The organism is Erwinia sp. 009765445 (genome assembly GCF_058137865.1).
Genome location: NZ_JBYUWC010000029.1, coordinates 1 through 15,967, shown reverse-complemented (window position 1 = coordinate 15,967; position 15,967 = coordinate 1). Strand labels below are relative to the sequence as shown.

The window sequence follows — 15,967 nt, the reverse complement described above, 5'->3', positions numbered from 1 at the left end:
AAGGGATAATGAAAATGACAGCTAAAGACGTAAAATTCGGTAATGACGCGCGCGTAAAAATGCTGCGTGGTGTGAACGTACTGGCAGATGCAGTAAAAGTTACCCTGGGCCCGAAAGGCCGTAATGTGGTTCTGGATAAATCTTTTGGTGCACCGACCATCACTAAAGATGGTGTTTCTGTTGCACGTGAAATCGAGCTGGAAGACAAGTTCGAAAACATGGGCGCACAGATGGTGAAAGAAGTGGCCTCTAAAGCGAACGACGCTGCAGGCGACGGCACCACCACCGCAACCGTACTGGCTCAGTCTATCGTTAACGAAGGCCTGAAAGCCGTTGCTGCGGGCATGAACCCAATGGACCTGAAGCGCGGGATTGATAAAGCCGTTATTCACGCCGTTGAAGAACTGAAAAAACTCTCCGTTCCTTGCTCCGACTCTAAAGCGATTGCTCAGGTTGGTACCATCTCCGCAAACTCTGATGAGTCTGTGGGTACCCTGATTGCTCAGGCGATGGAAAAAGTGGGCAAAGAAGGCGTTATCACCGTTGAAGAAGGCACCGGCCTGCAGGACGAGCTGGATGTGGTTGAAGGTATGCAGTTCGATCGTGGCTACCTGTCTCCGTACTTCATCAACAAGCCAGAAACCGGCGCAGTAGAACTGGAATCTCCATTCATCCTGCTGGCGGACAAAAAAATCTCCAACATCCGCGAAATGCTGCCAGTACTGGAAGCCGTGGCGAAAGCCGGCAAGCCTCTGCTGATCATCGCTGAAGATGTTGAAGGTGAAGCTCTGGCAACGCTGGTGGTTAACACCATGCGCGGCATCGTTAAAGTGGCTGCGGTGAAAGCACCAGGCTTCGGCGACCGTCGTAAAGCGATGCTGCAGGATATCGCGGTTCTGACCGGCGGTACCGTGATCTCTGAAGAGATCGGTATGGAGCTGGAAAAAGCGACTCTGGAAGACCTGGGTCAGGCTAAGCGTGTTACCATCAACAAAGATACCACCACCATCATTGATGGCGTGGGTGAAGAAGCGACTATCTCTGGCCGTGTGACTCAGATCCGCCAGCAGATTGAAGAAGCCACTTCTGATTACGACCGTGAAAAACTGCAGGAGCGCGTGGCTAAACTGGCAGGCGGCGTAGCCGTACTGAAAGTGGGCGCAGCAACTGAAGTTGAAATGAAAGAGAAGAAAGCTCGCGTGGAAGATGCCCTGCACGCTACCCGTGCTGCGGTTGAAGAAGGCGTGGTTGCTGGTGGTGGCGTTGCGCTGGTGCGTGTTGCTGCGGTACTGGCAGGCCTGACCGGTCAGAACGAAGACCAGAACGTGGGTATCAAAGTTGCGCTGCGCGCGATGGAATCTCCACTGCGTCAGATCGTTTCTAACGCCGGTGAAGAGCCTTCAGTTGTGGCTAACATGGTGAAAGCTGGCGAAGGTAACTACGGTTACAACGCACAGACCGAAGAGTACGGCAACATGATCGACTTCGGTATCCTGGACCCAACCAAAGTGACCCGTTCTGCTCTGCAGTACGCAGCTTCCGTTGCTGGCCTGATGATCACCACCGAATGTATGGTGACCGACCTGCCGAAAGGCGACGCTCCGGACTTAGGTGCTGCCGGCGGTATGGGCGGCATGGGTGGTATGGGCGGCATGATGTAATCCCTCCCCCATGTAAAAAAGAACCCTCTGTCTCTGACAGGGGGTTTTTCTTTTTGGGGGGAAAATAGTATAAGTAAGAGCGCAAGAACCAACCTGAACAACGATTTATCGCAAGTTAAGCAATGGATGCTTATGACAAGGCCGGGATGTCCGGTACGATCAGGAATGACTCTGATGATAATAATGGGGAATAAAATGCGGATTAACGTCTTGCTGGGACTCTCTGTGGCAGCGCTGCTGCTGGCAGGCTGTAGCAGCTCTAAAACACTGAGTTCTGCGGGTGAGGGTGTGACCTTTACGGATAAACAGCCTGCAGCCAATTGCCAGCTGCTCGGCAACCTGACCGGCTCACAGAGCAACTGGCTGAGCGGTGCTGGCGGCGGTGAAAGCAGCTCCCTGCGCGGTGCGGCAAACGACCTGCGCAACAGGGCAGCAGAGATGGGCGGTAACGTGATTTATGGTGCAACCAGCCCAACCCAGAACATCTGGTCAAGCTTCGCACCGCTGGACAGCAAAATGACTGGCCAGGTTTACAAGTGTCCGTAAGACCGCATTGTTGCCAGTGATGGCGCGGAATAACGGTGAATTAAGGCAGGGGCGGATCGCTGATCCGTCCCTGTTGTTTTATCCGTCAGGGGATTAAACCTGGCGCAGCTGCAAATCCAGCGGCGTTTTGCTGGGTTCACCGCCAATCTCTCTCGCCAGTTTCGGGACCATATAGCCGGAAACCTGAGTCAGCAGCTCACGCATAATCGCCCGCGCTTCCTCATCTGAAACGTAGAAATGCGCCGCACCCTGCACTTTATCCAGCACGTGCAGATAATAGGGCAGCACGCCCGCATCAAACAGCGCATTACTTAACGCTGCCAGCGTTGCAGCATTGTCATTGATGCCCCGCAGCAGTACGCTCTGGTTAAGCAGCGTCACGCCTGCACGTTTTAATTGTTGCAGAGCATCCTGCAGCTGTTGGTCAATTTCCTGCGCGTGGTTGATGTGCGTCACCAGCAGGGTCTGCAGGCGCGATCCCGCCAGCCGTTTACACAGGGCAGAGGTGATCCTGCCAGGGATCACGACTGGCAGGCGACTGTGGATCCGCAGGCGTCTAATGTGTGGGATCTGCTCCAGCTGAGCGATCAGCCAGTCCAGTTCATGGTCTTTTGCCATTAAAGGATCGCCGCCGGAGAAAATAATCTCATCCAGTTCTGGCTGCTGTCGGATATACTCCAGGGCCTGCTGCCAGTTGCGCTTGTTGCCCTGGTTGTCCGAGTAAGGGAAATGGCGGCGGAAACAGTAGCGGCAATTGACGGCGCAGCCGCCTTTGACCAGCAACAGCGCACGATTACGATATTTATGTAACAGACCCGGCACCACGCTGGTCTGCTCATCGAGCGGATCGGTGCTGTAACCCGGAGCATCAACAAACTCCTGACTTTGGGTGATCACCTGCAGCAGGAGAGGATCTTGTGGATCGCCTTTTTGCATTCTGGACGCAAAGGCCCGCGGGACGCGCAGGGCGAAAAGTCGACGTGCATCATTGCCCGCCGCCAGCTCCGGGTGCGAATCGAGGCCTAAAAGTTGCAGTAATTCATTTGGATCGGTGATTACATCTGCAAGTTGATGCAACCATTCTTCTCGCGAAGGGGTATTTAGGGTTACAATGTGTGCCATTTTTTTGGCTAAGTACCAGTATTAAATTGTAGAGGGCCTTTATGGCGACTTATTCTAGCAACGATTTCCGTCCCGGTCTTAAAATCATGTTCGAAGGCGAACCTTACGCTGTCGAATCAAGCGAGTTCGTTAAACCCGGTAAAGGCCAGGCATTTGCTCGCGTGAAAATGCGCCGTCTGCTGACCGGTACCCGCGTTGAGAAAACCTTCAAGTCTACCGACTCTGCAGAAGGCGCTGACGTGGTGGATACCAACCTGAACTACCTGTACAACGACGGTGAGTTCTACCACTTTATGCACCCGGAAACCTTCGAACAGCACCCTGTTGAAGAGAAAACCGTGGGTGACGCGGCTAAATGGCTGCTGGACAATGCAGAGTGCATCGTGACCCTGTGGAACGGCAAGCCGATCCAGGTGTTACCACCAAACTTCGTGGAGCTGGAGATCGTTGATACCGATCCTGGTCTGAAAGGGGATACTGCCGGTACCGGCGGTAAACCAGCGACCCTGTCTACCGGTGCCGTGGTGAAAGTGCCACTGTTCGTGCAGATTGGTGAAGTGATCAAAGTTGACACCCGTTCTGGCGAATACGTTTCTCGCGTAAAATAAGCCGGAACAGCGATCGGGGCCTGATTTTCAGGCCCTTTTCTTTAATGATGTGAGCCTGACCAGATGATGAACTGGATTAAACTGATTACAACGGCATTGTTGATGACCTGCGCACTCAGCGCCTGCAACACCTTTCACGGATTTGGCGAGGACGTCCAGCACCTCGGTGGTGCAATCTCCCACGCAGCCAACTGACTCTAACTCTTAAATTTTCTTTTTGCTACGTGCATCCGGCGCATCCGGCAGAATTACGGCTATGCTTAATACGCCGTACTCTACTTCTGGTAAAAAGGAAATTGTCATGTTAAAGAAAAGTATTGTTGCATTCCTTTCTGTTCTGGTGCTTTCTTCGGTGCTCACAGCCTGTAATACCACGCGCGGCGTGGGTGAAGATGTGTCAGCCGGTGGACAGGCTATTCAGAGAAGCGCTCAGTAATCTCAATGCCGGTGCTGTCAGAGCACCGGCTCTGTTTTATCCCTTCTGCTTCACCCAAATCAGTTTGTTCACATCAAAACCGGCCTGACGGGCTTTGCTGGTCAGCTCCTCTTTGACCTGTGGGGAGATCTGTGGCGATCTTGACAGTATCCACAGATAGTTTCTGTTCGGCCCGCAGACCAGCGCGTTCTGGTAATCGTGATCGAGCGCGATCACGTTGTAGCCGCCATAAAAGGGGCCGAAGAAAGAGACCTTCAGTGAGGCCTGGCTGGGGGAACCGGTAAAATACGCTTTGCCGACGCTTTCCTGCCAGCTTTGTTTCTGTATGTTATAACCCCGGTTAACCACCTTAAGGCCGCCGTCGTCGCGCTTGCTGTAGGTGGCCGTTACCTGTTCCAGCCCGCGCTCGAAGCTGTGATCCAGCCGGGCGATCTCGTACCAGCTTCCCAGATAGAGATCGGCATTAAATCCTGCAACAGGGGTCACGCCTTCCGGCGGGGTGGTGCTACAGGCCACGGAGAGCAGAGCACCGACACCTGCCGTCATGTTTTTCCACAGAGACATAAGCTATTCCTTTGCGTTTGAATAGCTTGAGTATAGGCGGTTTTAAGCAAGCGGCCGGGAAGCCGCCCGAATTTTACAGGGTAATGACGCCGATGGCGGTGACCACGCTGAGGATGGCGGCAAAGCCGTAAAAAAACCATTTCCCGGCCGGGACGTGGATCTTTATATCATGCATGGTGTGATGCAGACGGTGCAGGGCGCACCAGACTGGCAGCACAATAGCGAGGAAAATCAGCCCGCGTCCGGGCCAGCTCTGGGCAAAACCAAGGATGCGCTCATAACTCAGCGCCTGTGGCCCGGCACCTGCAGGCAGCAGCACGCCGATCAGTAATACCAGCACCGGAGAGACAATGGCTGCCCACATGCCTCCGGCACCAAACAGGCCCCAGAAAAGAGGCTCATCAGAACGGCTTAATGTTTTCATAGTTTCTCCGCAAGAAAGGCGGCGGCCAGCACCACGATACTGACCACAATCATCACTGCCCACAGTCCTCTGATCACCGGTGTGGGCGACATCTTTTTATCTCCGATAACAATCACCGAGGCTTTGGGAGCCAGCTCAAACCAGGTTTTGCTGTGCAACAGCGCGGCGGCCAGCGCTACCAGATTCAGCAGCAGTACGATGGGGTGCTGCAGAAAGCTGACAAACACCGCCCAGCTCTCAGGGCCGCGTTTGAGGGCAAACAAGCCGAAGATCAGTTCCACGCTGAACCACAGTGCCGGAACGGCGGTACCTTCACGCAGCATGTAGAAACGGTAGAAACCCGATTTCTGCCACCAGTTGGCGGTGACCGGGCGATGGTAAGCATTGCGTTTCGAGGTCATCTTGCACTCCTTATTGCGGCCTGAGGGTGGCAATCAGAAAGTCTTTCGAACTTTCCACTTTGCTCTGCTGAATTGCCGCTGCCGGGTCAACGTGCTTCGGACAGACTTCCGAGCAGTAACCAACAAACGTACAAGGCCAGACGCCGTTATCACTGTTCAGCTGTGGCATGCGCTGACGTTTGCCGTTATCGCGGCTGTCGAGATTGTAACGGTGCGCCAGGGTGATGGCGGCGGGACCGATAAACTCCGCATTCAGCCCGAACTGCGGGCAGGCGGCATAGCACAGTCCGCAGTTGATGCAGCCGGAGAACTGGTGATACTTCGCCATCTGTGCGGGGGTTTGTTTACCGGGGCCGCTCTGTGCATTCTGGCCGTTGCCGATGATGTAAGGTTTGATCGCCTCCAGGCTCTCGATAAAGCGGCTCATATCCACGATCAAATCGCGCTCGATGGGGAAGTTCGCCAGCGGCTCCACGCGCATCCCTTTAGGGTAATTGCGCAGGAAGGTCTTACAGGCCAGCTTCGGTACATTGTCGACCATCATGCCGCAAGAGCCGCAAATCGCCATCCGGCAGGACCAGCGATAAGAGAGGTCGTAAGCGAGGTTGTCCTTGATGTAGCCCAACGCATCCAGTAGCGAGGTCTGCTCATCCCAGGGGACGTCAAAAAACTCGCTGCGCGGCACCTTGTCCGCTTCCGGGTTGTAGCGTTGGATCTCAATTTTGCAGCGCGGTAACTCAGTCATGCTGGGTCGTCTCCTTACTTTCTGATTCAGCGCCATAAACACGCTTCGCCGGGGGCATACGGGTGATGTTCACCTCATCCCAAGCGACAGTGGGCGCACCCTGCGGATTGAAGAAGCTGAGCGAATGTTTGAGGAAGTTGGCGTCATCACGGGTGGTGCAACCTTCATCCAGCCGCTGATGCGCGCCACGTGATTCCTTACGCTGGAAGGCCGAGTGCGCCATGCATTCGGCAACATCCAGTCCGTGGCTCAGTTCGATGCTGTATAACAACTGGGTATTGAACACACTGGAGGTATCGCTGATGCGCACCCGGCTGAAGCGCTCTTTCAGCTCTGCCAGCTTGTCGATGGTTTTCTCCATCAGCTCCGGCGTGCGGTAGATGCCGCAGCCTTCCTCCATTGAAAGCCCCATTTCATCGCGCAATGCCGACCAGGTCTCTTCACCCTGCTGGTTAACCAGCCCTTTCAGACGCTGTTCGCAATCTCTTGCCTGAGCCTCCAGTCCCCCTGTTGCGGTTTTATGGGCCTCCAGCGCGCGTGCGGCGGCCGCTTCTCCGGCCAGCCGGCCAAAGACCACCAGCTCCGCCAGCGAATTAGATCCCAGACGGTTGGCTCCGTGCAGCCCGACTGAAGAGCACTCGCCCACGGCAAACAGCCCGCGAATGCGCGTTTCACACTGCGCATTGGTTTCGATGCCGCCCATGGTGTAGTGAGCGGTAGGGCGGATCGGGATCGGACTGCTGACCGGATCGACACCAACATAGGCCTTGCTCAGCTCGCAGATAAACGGCAGCCGATCATGCAGCTTTTTTTCACCCAGATGGCGAAGGTCCAGGTACACCACCTCGCCCCGCGGCGTGTGGATGGTGCGACCTTTCTGAGATTCATGCCAGAAAGCCTGCGACACTTTATCCCGTGGCCCCAGCTCCATATATTTGTTTTTCGGCTGGCCGAGAGGCGTTTCAGGCCCCATACCGTAATCCTGCAGGTAGCGATAGCCGTCCTTGTTCACCATGATGCCGCCTTCACCGCGACAGCCTTCGGTCATCAGAATGCCCGAACCCGGCAGGCCGGTTGGGTGATACTGAACAAACTCCATATCGCGCAACGGCACGCCATGGCGCAGTGCCATGCCCATACCATCCCCGGTCACAATCCCGCCATTGGTGTTGTAGCGATAGACCCGCCCGGCACCGCCGGTTGCCAGCACCACGGCACCTGCGTGGATCTGGATCAGCGTGCCTTCCATCATATTCATTGCTACCAGCCCACGCGCTTCCCCATCTTCAACCAGCAGATCAAGAACAAAGTGCTCATCAAAGCGGGTTATCTGGGGATATTTCAGCGAGGTCTGGAACAGCGTATGCAGCATATGGAAGCCGGTCTTGTCAGCCGCGAACCAGGTCCGCTCAATCTTCATGCCGCCAAAGCGGCGCACGTTAACCGAGCCATCTTCGCGGCGGCTCCACGGGCAACCCCAGACTTCCATCTGGGCCATCTCCTGCGGGCAGTGTTCGACAAAGTAGTCCACCACGCCCTGCTCACACAGCCAGTCGCCACCGGAAACGGTGTCCTGAAAGTGCAAATCGAAGCTGTCATGGGACTGGGTAACGGCAGCGGAACCGCCTTCTGCCGCCACGGTATGGCTGCGCATGGGATACACTTTTGAGACCAGCGCGATGGAAAGGGTGGGGTACGCTTCAGCAGCAGCAATGGCGGCGCGGAGACCAGCTCCGCCAGCACCAACAATCACCAAATCGGCAGTAAAGGTTTGCACGATATTCTCCCTGTCAGAGTCGAGGAAGAGGGAAAGTCCCTCTCTTTTACAGGGTTATCAGTATAGAACTGGCATTCAGGGGCAAACTTGATGTGTTCAGGTATTTGGGTAAGAAATAAACGGCAAAAACGGGATCGGCACAGCGTTTTTGCCAGAGCATTCTGCTTGCTGCCTGGTGGATTAGGGGCGATGCTGAATTTATCCGTGTGGATTTGTTTGTCTGTGCCTGCTCGGGTAGACTGCTTCACCCTGTTGAATGAGGAGTAGGAATTATGAGCGATACGGCCAGCTGGCTGCCGAGCGCGCCCATCGCCAATTTATTGAAGCGGGCGGCGATTATGGCTGAAATACGGTGCTTTTTCGCCGATCGTGGGGTGCTGGAAGTGGAAACCCCGGCGATGAGCCAGGCCACCGTGACCGATATCCATCTGTTTCCTTTTCAGACGCGCTTTGTCGGCCCTGGCGCGGCGCAGGGGTTGGATCTCTATCTGATGACCAGCCCGGAATATCATATGAAGCGTCTGCTGGCGGCGGGCAGTGGCCCGATTTTTCAGCTGTGTCGCAGCTTTCGCAATGAAGAAGCGGGGCGTCACCACAATCCAGAGTTCACCATGCTGGAGTGGTACCGTCCGCACTACGATATGTACCGGCTGATGAACGAGGTGGACGATCTGCTGCAGCAGGTGCTGGACTGCGCCCCGGCGGAAACCCTCTCTTACCAGCAGGCGTTTATCCGCCATCTGGAGATTGACCCACTTTCTGCCGACAAAACGCAGATGCGCGAAGTGGCTGAAAAGCTGGGTGTGAGCGACCTGGCGAACCGTGAAGAAGATCGCGACACGCTGCTGCAACTGCTGTTTGTGATGGGTGTTGAGCCTCAGATTGGCAAAGACAAACCCGCTTTCGTCTACCACTTCCCGGCCAGCCAGGCAGCTCTGGCAGAAATCAGCACGGAAGATCACCGCGTGGCGGAACGTTTTGAGGTTTACTTCAAAGGCATTGAGCTGGCAAACGGTTTCCGCGAACTGACCGACAGCCGCGAGCAGCGCCAGCGTTTTGAACAGGATAACCGCAAGCGTGCCGCCCGTGGTCTGCCACAGCAGCCGATTGACACCAATCTGCTGGACGCCCTGTCGCACGGCATGCCGGACTGTTCCGGCGTGGCGCTGGGCGTGGATCGTATTGTGATGCTGGCGCTGAAGGCCTCGCAGCTCAGCGAAGTGATCGCTTTCTCCGTGGATCGCTGCTAAACGCATCATGCTCTGGGGCTGGTTTACCGGCCCCTGACGCTTTCTCTGCTACAACCCACCTGACTTATACGTTTTCGCCGTTGGCGGATTATTGCCGGTTGACGTTTTGCGTCCGAGGGTTTCCATCCGAACCTGGAACGGCGGGAACGGCATCTCCAGACCGTGTTCCTGATAGCCCCGCAGGATCAGCTGATGCAGCTCATGGCGCAGCGGCATACGGTGCCCCATCTCCGCCGCGTGAATACGCAGTTCAAACAGCTGAATCCCCTGCTGTAAATCGACCAGATAGGCTTCCGGCTGCGGCATTTCCAGCACGTACTGGCAGCGATCTGCGGCGGTCAGCAACACGTTAGTGACCTCTTCACTGTTTGCTTCCGCAGCCGCAGGGATCGTCAGCACCACTCGCGTCACCGAGTCCGACAGGGACCAGTTAACGAACTGCTCGGTAATAAAGGCCTTGTTCGGCACGATAATCTCCTTGCGGTCCCAGTCGGTGATGGTGGTGGCACGTGTGTTGATACGAGTGATGCTGCCGGTGAGATCGCGGATAGTGACGGTATCGCCAATACGGATTGGCTTCTCAAACAGAATAATCAGGCCGGAGATAAAGTTGGCGAAGATCTCCTGCAGGCCGAACCCCAGCCCGACACCCAACGCGGCGACCAGCCACTGCAGCTTCGACCAGTCAATACCGATCATCGAGAAGCCCATCAGGCCACCGATCAGGATCAGCAGGTATTTGGTCAGGGTGGTGATGGCATAACCGGTGCCTGGCGTCAGGCTTAGGTGCTGCAACAGCGCCAGCTCAAGCAGGGCAGGCATGTTTCTCACCAGCTGGGTGGTGATAATCAGCACCAGAATGGCGATCAGCACCGAGCCGAGGGTGATCGGCTGCAGGCTCTCAACACCCTGCACGGTGGTGCTGGCATCCCACAGCCTGATGTTCTCCAGGAAGCCGAAGGCCGAATGGATTTCCGACCACAGCACAATCACCGAAACCAGCGCGATCAGCGTCAGGATCGAGCGCACCAGCCGCAGCGACTGGGCACTGATCGCATCCAGATCGATCACCGGCTCATCCACTTCCTGCGTATCGGAGTTATGCTGCGCAGCCGGAGCTTCCTCTTCTCCTTTCGCTCGCTGGGCGAGGATTTCAGCACGGCGATGACGGGCACGGTCAAAGGCGATGCGACGCCGCTGGATCAGCATCCAGCGGCGGATGATGTGATAAATCACCAGCAGCAGGAACCAGATTGCTACGGAGGTTTCCAGCCTGGCCAGCAGGGCCTGAGCCGTTGCCAGGTAGCCAATGCAGGACGCCAGCGCGGCGATCAGCGGAATGCCAATCATCAGGTTCCACAGGATGTTGTTAATAAAGTTCTCGCCGTTGCCCTCTTTATCGAGATACAGCGGGATACCGGCACGCTTCAGGCTGACGGTGACCAGGCTGAGCGCACCGCAAATCAGGATGAAGCAGAGCCTTCCCAGCGTGGCGGAGAACTGACGATCTTCCAGATTATCAAAGCTAATCAGCAGCATAATCAGTGGAACAACAAAGCCCACGCACAGGCTGTAGAAACGCATCGCCCTCGCCACCCGGTTTTGCTGCCAGCGGAAGTGGACGATGAACAATCCTTTGGAGCGGGCAAATCCGGCGCTGATCATAAACGCCCACAGCAGCGGTACCGTGGCCGTGACGCCATCGCCAATCGCCACCGCTATCGGGTAGGGCCAGGCGTGCTGCAGACCATAGCCGAGCGCCATCCACAGCACCGGCAGCGGCAGTGCCACCAGGATTGACCAGAAAACAGTTCGCATGGTCAGGCCAAAGCGATCCTGGGTAACCTTGCCCACCTTACTGGCGGAACGGTTGAGGAAGTCGCGGTAGTGACGGCGTGAGCTGAGGCTGAAACCAACCAGTAGCAGAGCCCCGATAACCGGCAGGACCGTTTCACGGCTGGTGACCATCATCACCATCGCGCCGCCGAGCTGCCCCAGCGTATCCAGCGACAGCAGGCTTCTCAGGTCGCGCATCAGATCGAGCGGGAAGTTAAGCCCCACGGCGCTGACATCCGCCGTCCAGAACAGATAGCGATGGGTGGCTTCTTTCACCTCCCTCAGCGCGTCTTCCAGCTGGCCGTTAGCAACTTTAAGTTTGGTGACTTCCAGGATCAGGTTGTCGCTGCCGGACAGTAGCGAACCGATCAGTTCACGCTGGGTTTTCAACTGGGCATCAAGGATCCGCCGTTGATCGGCGGTAAGTGGCGTGCCGTCATCCTGCTTGATTTGGCGCAGTTGCTGCTGCTGTTCGATCAGATCTTCATAGCGCAACCGCTGAACCCGTAGCTGGCCCATCTCGCTATCGAGCTGCTGGGGTTTGGGCATCTCCGGCAGGCGGGCGACCTGCGCACGCAGCGCCTCGCCCAGCACATTAGAAACCCCCAGCCACTGCGACTGCTCGCGAATGGTGCTCAGCGCCTGACGTACCTGGATGGTCTGGTTAACTGCGGTGCGCTGCTGAGAGGCGACCAGGTCCATGCGCTGTGCCTGCTGGTTAAGCGCCGCAGAGAGTTCGCGGTTAACGCGGAACTGCTTGCTGATGTTCTTCGGCAGTTCGCCGCTGTTTTCCGCCAGCTGCTCGGTTTTTTCCAGCGCCAGTTCCGCCTCGCGCTGACGGCGGCTGTTGAGCTGGTTGCGCAGATCCTGCAGATAGGTGTCGAGCTGGCTGGACTTGCGCTGGTGGATCTCACTGCGCATGCGGGCCAGTTCCTGGCGATTGTTGGCCGAAAGCTGTGCCAGCTCCAGCTCATCCACCCGGGCTTTTTGGGCGGCAGACTCTGCCTGACGGGCAGCCAGCTGGGCCTGCGCCAGTGGCGTCACTGCGGCAGGTTGACCCTGCAGGCGGCGCTCAATCTCACTTAACGCGCGTCTGGCCCCGGTCTGCTGCTGCGGTAATTGGGCCAGAGAATCACTGATTTCCCTGGCGCGATCCTGCTCCTGCTGTGCCTGGCGTCCCTCTTCCAGTAGCTGACTGCTGACCTGAAGGATCTCCTGGTCCAGCTCAGGCGCGGTCATGGTGCTGCGTACCGTTTTGGGATTATCCGCCAGGGCGACTATCTGCTGGCGGAGAGCGCGGGAGAGTTTGGGGAAATCGTCGATCACCTTCTGGTAGTCGTTGGCATTAGCCTGCGACTTTTGCAGCTCGTCCAGCCAGTTCAGCGCCGACTGCAGCGCCTCCACGGTTTCCGCCTGATTCGGCGTGGTTTTGTCAGACTTCGCCTGCTCAAGCGACTGCTTGATCTGCGTGCCGTCTGGTGCGCTGGTGGCCCAGGCGGGCTGGAGAAGGCTCCAGCCCAACAAAAGAGTAAGGATCAGGCGTAGCATGCGTATTCGCTATGAGTGGTGTAAAACTTCTTCGGCACTGGTTTCTTGCAGTGCGATAGCCAGAGTTTGCCCCAGACGGGTTTTGGTTTCCGGCGTCAGGCTTTCAGCCAGTTTAACCTTGCCCGGCGCGAACAGGTTAATCACCGTTGAGCCCAGCTTGAAGCGGCCCATCTCCTGACCTTTCAGCAGCACTACCGCCCCTTCTTCATCGGCACCCGGCCAGCTCCAGCGTTTGATCACGCCTTCACGCGGTGGGGTGACGGTGCCTGCCCAGACGGTTTCAATACTGCCAACAATGGTCGCGCCAACCAGAATTTGTGCCATTGGGCCAAATTCAGTATCGAACAGGCAGATGACACGTTCGTTACGGGCAAACAGGTTGGGGATGTTTTGCGCGGTCAGCGGGTTAACGGAATAGAGGTCGCCCGGTACGTAAATCATCTCACGCAGGATACCGTTGCACGGCATATGCACGCGATGATAATCACGCGGGGCGAGATAGGTGGTAATAAACTCGCCGTCACGGAACATATCCACCATGGCAGACTGGCCCGCCAGCAGCGCTTCCAGCGAATAAGTATGGCCTTTTGCCTGGAAAATCTGGTCGCCCTCAATGTGTCCCAACTGGCTGACAGCCCCGTCGGCTGTCAGCACCAGCAGATTCGGGTCGGTTTCAATCGGGCGGGCTTCATCACGCAGCGGACGGACGAAGAAGTCGTTAAAGGTACGATAGCTGCCGGTGTGCGGCTTTTGTGCCTCACTCATATCGACTTTGTAGTACCAGACAAAAGTATCGATAACGGCTTTGGTCAGCCAGCCGCCGCGCTTGCCTGCGCCCCATCCGGCCAGTTCAGTAAGGCCTTTTTTAGGCAAAATGGCGTTCAGGCCGAGTTTAAGACGATCCAACACAGTAGCCTCCTGGCTTGATCAGACAGCAAAAGAGAAAGGGGGCGAATTGTAACAGTGCCCTGACGTTCAGGCTATGGTTGCCTGCCCGGCGAACCGGACAGGGCCGGGTTCAGTCACTGTTTTCTGAGAAGCTACGGCGCGTTTTCAGTTGCATATCTGACATGCTTTCCAGAATACGGTGGTAGTTTTCGAACCGGGCTGCATCAATGTTGCCGTTTTCAACGGCTTCACGAATGGCACAGCCGGGGTCGGTGTCATGTTTACAGTCGCGGAATTTACAGTGACCTAAAAACTCACGGAATTCGACAAATCCACGGGTGATTTGTTCCGGCTCAAGGTGCCACAATCCAAATTCACGCACGCCAGGAGAGTCAATCACATCGCCGCCGTGCGGGAAGTGGTAAAGGCGTGAGGCTGTGGTGGTGTGCTGCCCCAGTCCAGAGGTGTCGGAAACGTCATTGGTGAGGATCTCATTGATACCCAGCTCCAGCCCCAGCAGGGCATTCAGCAGGCTCGATTTCCCCACGCCGGACTGACCGGCAAAAATACTGATCCGGTCTGTCAGCGCGGCTTCCAGCTCTTCCAGCCCCTTTTTCTGATGGCTGGAGACCATCAGAACGCGATAGCCAATATGACGATAAATTTCCATCTGCTCATCGACAAACGCACGGCCTTCGTCATCCAGCAGGTCGGTTTTATTCAGGACCAGCAGCGGTTCCACGTCCAGCGTTTCGCAGGCTATCAGGTAGCGGTCGATGATGTTCAGCGACAGCTCAGGCAAAATCGCTGAGACGATAACAATCTGGTTGATGTTGGCCGCAATGGGCTTCACGCCGTCATAAAAATCCGGGCGGGTGAGGACAGAAGTGCGTTCATGAACCGCTTCCACGATGCCTTTGACGGTCGCGCCACCCTGCAGGCCTGGACGCCACAGCACGCGGTCACCGGTCACCAGCGAGCGGATGGTGCGGCGGATATTACAGCGGTGTACTGAACCGTCCGCATCTTCCACATCGGCGTGCATACCAAAACGGCTGATCACCACGCCGTCCCGCGCTTCACCAAACAGGCTGTCGTCGGGTTCTGGCTTATCGGCGCGCTGCTTAAGGCGGCGATCGTGGTTGGCACTGACTCGACGTTGCTGACCTTTGGACAGTTTGTTTTTACTCACTCTTCCTCACAGGGATTGGCAGGCTTCGCCCTGACAGGGCAAAACGTTTATGATACACCCTAATGTTTGACGATATAAGCCACGGCGAGAAACCCTATGACTGCAAATGCCAATAACCTGATTTGGATTGACCTTGAAATGACCGGGCTGGACCCGGAACAGGATCGCATTATTGAGATCGCGACCCTGGTGACCGATGCCGACCTGAATATTCTGGCGGAAGGGCCTGTTTTTGCCGTGCATCAGTCCGACGCGCAGCTGGCGCTGATGGATGACTGGAACGTGAAAACGCACACCAACAGCGGTCTGGTGAAAAGGGTGAAAGAAAGTCAGTACGATGACCGCGCCGCCGAGCTGGCGACCATCGAGTTTCTGAAGCAGTGGGTGCCTGCCAACAGCTCGCCGATCTGTGGTAACAGCATCGGCCAGGATCGTCGCTTCCTGTTTAAATACATGCCGGAACTGGAAGCGTATTTCCACTACCGTTATCTGGATGTCAGCACCCTGAAAGAGCTGGCGCGCCGCTGGAAGCCGGAAATCCTGGCCGGTTTTAAAAAGCAGGGCAGCCATCAGGCCATGGACGATATCCGTGAATCAGTGGCGGAGCTGGCTTACTATCGCGAGCATTTCATTCAGCTTTGATTTTGCAGTGACAGACGTAATGGCGTCCGTTCCGTTGCCAGATAGCGCTGAAAAATGATGACGGTTTTATTGCGATACGGCAGAATGGCGCAAAGTGCATCACTCTGCCGATTAAATTATCAGTTTGCTGGTTTAATCAGCAGTCGGGCAGAAAACAGAAAAATTTTGCGGTAACAGGCTTGCGGCAGGATTCTTTTCTCGTATAATGCGCACCCCGTACCGGGACAGTTTTTTACTCGTTACGCAGAGCGGGAATAGCTCAGTTGGTAGAGCACGACCTTGCCAAGGTCGGGGTCGCGAGTTCGAGTCTCGTTTCCCGCTCCAAAA

Annotated in this window: 16 protein-coding genes and 1 tRNA gene; 8 read left to right on the top strand and 9 right to left on the bottom strand. The window is 56.2% G+C overall.

Annotated elements, in window-relative coordinates:
- Nucleotides 1-14 precede the first annotated feature (14 nt).
- Nucleotides 15-1,661: a chaperonin GroEL gene (gene groL, locus AC3Y5R_RS22740; RefSeq protein WP_489923220.1), complete on the top strand. Its 1,647-nt coding sequence runs from the start codon at nucleotides 15-17 to the stop codon at nucleotides 1,659-1,661.
- 195 nt (nucleotides 1,662-1,856) lie between these two features.
- On the top strand, nucleotides 1,857-2,207 hold the full coding sequence (locus AC3Y5R_RS22735) for a DUF4156 domain-containing protein (RefSeq protein ID WP_158785101.1): 351 nt from the start codon (nucleotides 1,857-1,859) through the stop codon (nucleotides 2,205-2,207).
- A gap of 93 nt (nucleotides 2,208-2,300) precedes the next feature.
- Here AC3Y5R_RS22735 and epmB read toward each other — a convergent pair whose 3' ends face one another.
- A complete protein-coding gene (gene epmB, locus AC3Y5R_RS22730; protein WP_489923219.1) occupies nucleotides 2,301-3,329 on the bottom strand; it encodes an EF-P beta-lysylation protein EpmB in 1,029 nt (342 codons plus the stop codon).
- Between the two features lie 41 nt (nucleotides 3,330-3,370).
- Between epmB and efp the strand changes: the two genes are divergently transcribed.
- The 3 genes from efp to AC3Y5R_RS22715 all read left to right on the top strand — a co-directional run bounded on the left by efp (nucleotide 3,371) and on the right by AC3Y5R_RS22715 (nucleotide 4,373).
- Nucleotides 3,371-3,937: an elongation factor P gene (gene efp / locus AC3Y5R_RS22725; RefSeq protein ID WP_158785103.1), complete on the top strand. Its 567-nt coding sequence runs from the start codon at nucleotides 3,371-3,373 to the stop codon at nucleotides 3,935-3,937.
- Between the two features lie 63 nt (nucleotides 3,938-4,000).
- Nucleotides 4,001-4,132 (top strand): entericidin A/B family lipoprotein, encoded by a 132-nt coding sequence (locus AC3Y5R_RS22720; protein WP_489923218.1) that lies wholly within the window; start codon nucleotides 4,001-4,003, stop codon nucleotides 4,130-4,132.
- A gap of 106 nt (nucleotides 4,133-4,238) precedes the next feature.
- Nucleotides 4,239-4,373: an entericidin A/B family lipoprotein gene (locus AC3Y5R_RS22715; protein WP_489923217.1), complete on the top strand. Its 135-nt coding sequence runs from the start codon at nucleotides 4,239-4,241 to the stop codon at nucleotides 4,371-4,373.
- A 36-nt stretch (nucleotides 4,374-4,409) separates the two neighbouring features.
- On the opposite strand, the gene blc is transcribed toward AC3Y5R_RS22715, so the two are convergent.
- The 5 genes from blc to frdA all read right to left on the bottom strand — a co-directional run bounded on the left by blc (nucleotide 4,410) and on the right by frdA (nucleotide 8,284).
- The gene (blc, locus tag AC3Y5R_RS22710; RefSeq protein WP_158785106.1) at nucleotides 4,410-4,937 is read right to left on the bottom strand and encodes an outer membrane lipoprotein Blc; all 528 of its coding nucleotides are present in this window, start codon (nucleotides 4,935-4,937) and stop codon (nucleotides 4,410-4,412) included.
- Nucleotides 4,938-5,010: 73 nt separating this feature from the next.
- Complete coding sequence (frdD, locus tag AC3Y5R_RS22705; protein WP_489923216.1) at nucleotides 5,011-5,361, bottom strand: fumarate reductase subunit FrdD; 351 nt, start codon at nucleotides 5,359-5,361, stop codon at nucleotides 5,011-5,013.
- The gene (gene frdC / locus AC3Y5R_RS22700) at nucleotides 5,358-5,762 is read right to left on the bottom strand and encodes a fumarate reductase subunit FrdC (protein ID WP_489923215.1); all 405 of its coding nucleotides are present in this window, start codon (nucleotides 5,760-5,762) and stop codon (nucleotides 5,358-5,360) included. The genes frdD and frdC overlap by 4 nt, the downstream gene beginning before the upstream one ends.
- Nucleotides 5,763-5,772: 10 nt before the next feature.
- Nucleotides 5,773-6,507 carry a succinate dehydrogenase/fumarate reductase iron-sulfur subunit gene (locus tag AC3Y5R_RS22695; RefSeq protein WP_489923214.1) on the bottom strand — a complete coding sequence of 245 codons (735 nt, stop codon included), beginning with the start codon at nucleotides 6,505-6,507 and terminating at the stop codon, nucleotides 5,773-5,775.
- The gene (frdA, locus tag AC3Y5R_RS22690; protein WP_489923213.1) at nucleotides 6,500-8,284 is read right to left on the bottom strand and encodes a fumarate reductase (quinol) flavoprotein subunit; all 1,785 of its coding nucleotides are present in this window, start codon (nucleotides 8,282-8,284) and stop codon (nucleotides 6,500-6,502) included. Before frdA ends, AC3Y5R_RS22695 begins: the two co-directional genes overlap by 8 nt.
- Nucleotides 8,285-8,556: 272 nt before the next feature.
- On the opposite strand from frdA, the gene epmA reads away from it, so the two are divergent.
- Entirely contained in the window at nucleotides 8,557-9,534 is a 978-nt protein-coding gene (gene epmA, locus AC3Y5R_RS22685; protein WP_489923212.1) for an elongation factor P--(R)-beta-lysine ligase, read from the top strand.
- A 48-nt stretch (nucleotides 9,535-9,582) separates the two neighbouring features.
- On the opposite strand, the gene mscM is transcribed toward epmA, so the two are convergent.
- The 3 genes from mscM to rsgA form a co-directional block, all read right to left on the bottom strand.
- The gene (gene mscM, locus AC3Y5R_RS22680; protein ID WP_489923211.1) at nucleotides 9,583-12,918 is read right to left on the bottom strand and encodes a miniconductance mechanosensitive channel MscM; all 3,336 of its coding nucleotides are present in this window, start codon (nucleotides 12,916-12,918) and stop codon (nucleotides 9,583-9,585) included.
- A gap of 9 nt (nucleotides 12,919-12,927) precedes the next feature.
- Nucleotides 12,928-13,827 carry an archaetidylserine decarboxylase gene (gene asd / locus AC3Y5R_RS22675; RefSeq protein WP_489923210.1) on the bottom strand — a complete coding sequence of 300 codons (900 nt, stop codon included), beginning with the start codon at nucleotides 13,825-13,827 and terminating at the stop codon, nucleotides 12,928-12,930.
- Between the two features lie 109 nt (nucleotides 13,828-13,936).
- A complete protein-coding gene (rsgA, locus tag AC3Y5R_RS22670; RefSeq protein WP_489923209.1) occupies nucleotides 13,937-14,998 on the bottom strand; it encodes a small ribosomal subunit biogenesis GTPase RsgA in 1,062 nt (353 codons plus the stop codon).
- Between the two features lie 96 nt (nucleotides 14,999-15,094).
- Here rsgA and orn point away from each other — a divergent pair, with 96 nt between their 5' ends.
- Nucleotides 15,095-15,640 carry an oligoribonuclease gene (orn, locus tag AC3Y5R_RS22665; protein ID WP_158785115.1) on the top strand — a complete coding sequence of 182 codons (546 nt, stop codon included), beginning with the start codon at nucleotides 15,095-15,097 and terminating at the stop codon, nucleotides 15,638-15,640.
- Nucleotides 15,641-15,888: 248 nt separating this feature from the next.
- Nucleotides 15,889-15,964, top strand: a tRNA-Gly gene (locus tag AC3Y5R_RS22660).
- Nucleotides 15,965-15,967: the final 3 nt, after the last annotated feature.

What these genes read in the sequence shown, in the direction of transcription:
- AC3Y5R_RS22720 (WP_489923218.1), top strand. Translation starts at nt 4,001, where the DNA reads ATGATGAACTGGATTAAACTGATTACAACGGCATTGTTGATGACCTGC.
- AC3Y5R_RS22715 (WP_489923217.1), top strand. Translation starts at nt 4,239, where the DNA reads ATGTTAAAGAAAAGTATTGTTGCATTCCTTTCTGTTCTGGTGCTTTCT.
- orn (WP_158785115.1), top strand. Translation starts at nt 15,095, where the DNA reads ATGACTGCAAATGCCAATAACCTGATTTGGATTGACCTTGAAATGACC.
- groL (WP_489923220.1), top strand. Translation starts at nt 15, where the DNA reads ATGACAGCTAAAGACGTAAAATTCGGTAATGACGCGCGCGTAAAAATG.
- epmB (WP_489923219.1), bottom strand. Translation starts at nt 3,329, where the DNA reads ATGGCACACATTGTAACCCTAAATACCCCTTCGCGAGAAGAATGGTTG.
- blc (WP_158785106.1), bottom strand. Translation starts at nt 4,937, where the DNA reads ATGTCTCTGTGGAAAAACATGACGGCAGGTGTCGGTGCTCTGCTCTCC.
- efp (WP_158785103.1), top strand. Translation starts at nt 3,371, where the DNA reads ATGGCGACTTATTCTAGCAACGATTTCCGTCCCGGTCTTAAAATCATG.
- mscM (WP_489923211.1), bottom strand. Translation starts at nt 12,918, where the DNA reads ATGCTACGCCTGATCCTTACTCTTTTGTTGGGCTGGAGCCTTCTCCAG.
- AC3Y5R_RS22695 (WP_489923214.1), bottom strand. Translation starts at nt 6,507, where the DNA reads ATGACTGAGTTACCGCGCTGCAAAATTGAGATCCAACGCTACAACCCG.
- frdD (WP_489923216.1), bottom strand. Translation starts at nt 5,361, where the DNA reads ATGAAAACATTAAGCCGTTCTGATGAGCCTCTTTTCTGGGGCCTGTTT.
- AC3Y5R_RS22735 (WP_158785101.1), top strand. Translation starts at nt 1,857, where the DNA reads ATGCGGATTAACGTCTTGCTGGGACTCTCTGTGGCAGCGCTGCTGCTG.
- epmA (WP_489923212.1), top strand. Translation starts at nt 8,557, where the DNA reads ATGAGCGATACGGCCAGCTGGCTGCCGAGCGCGCCCATCGCCAATTTA.
- frdC (WP_489923215.1), bottom strand. Translation starts at nt 5,762, where the DNA reads ATGACCTCGAAACGCAATGCTTACCATCGCCCGGTCACCGCCAACTGG.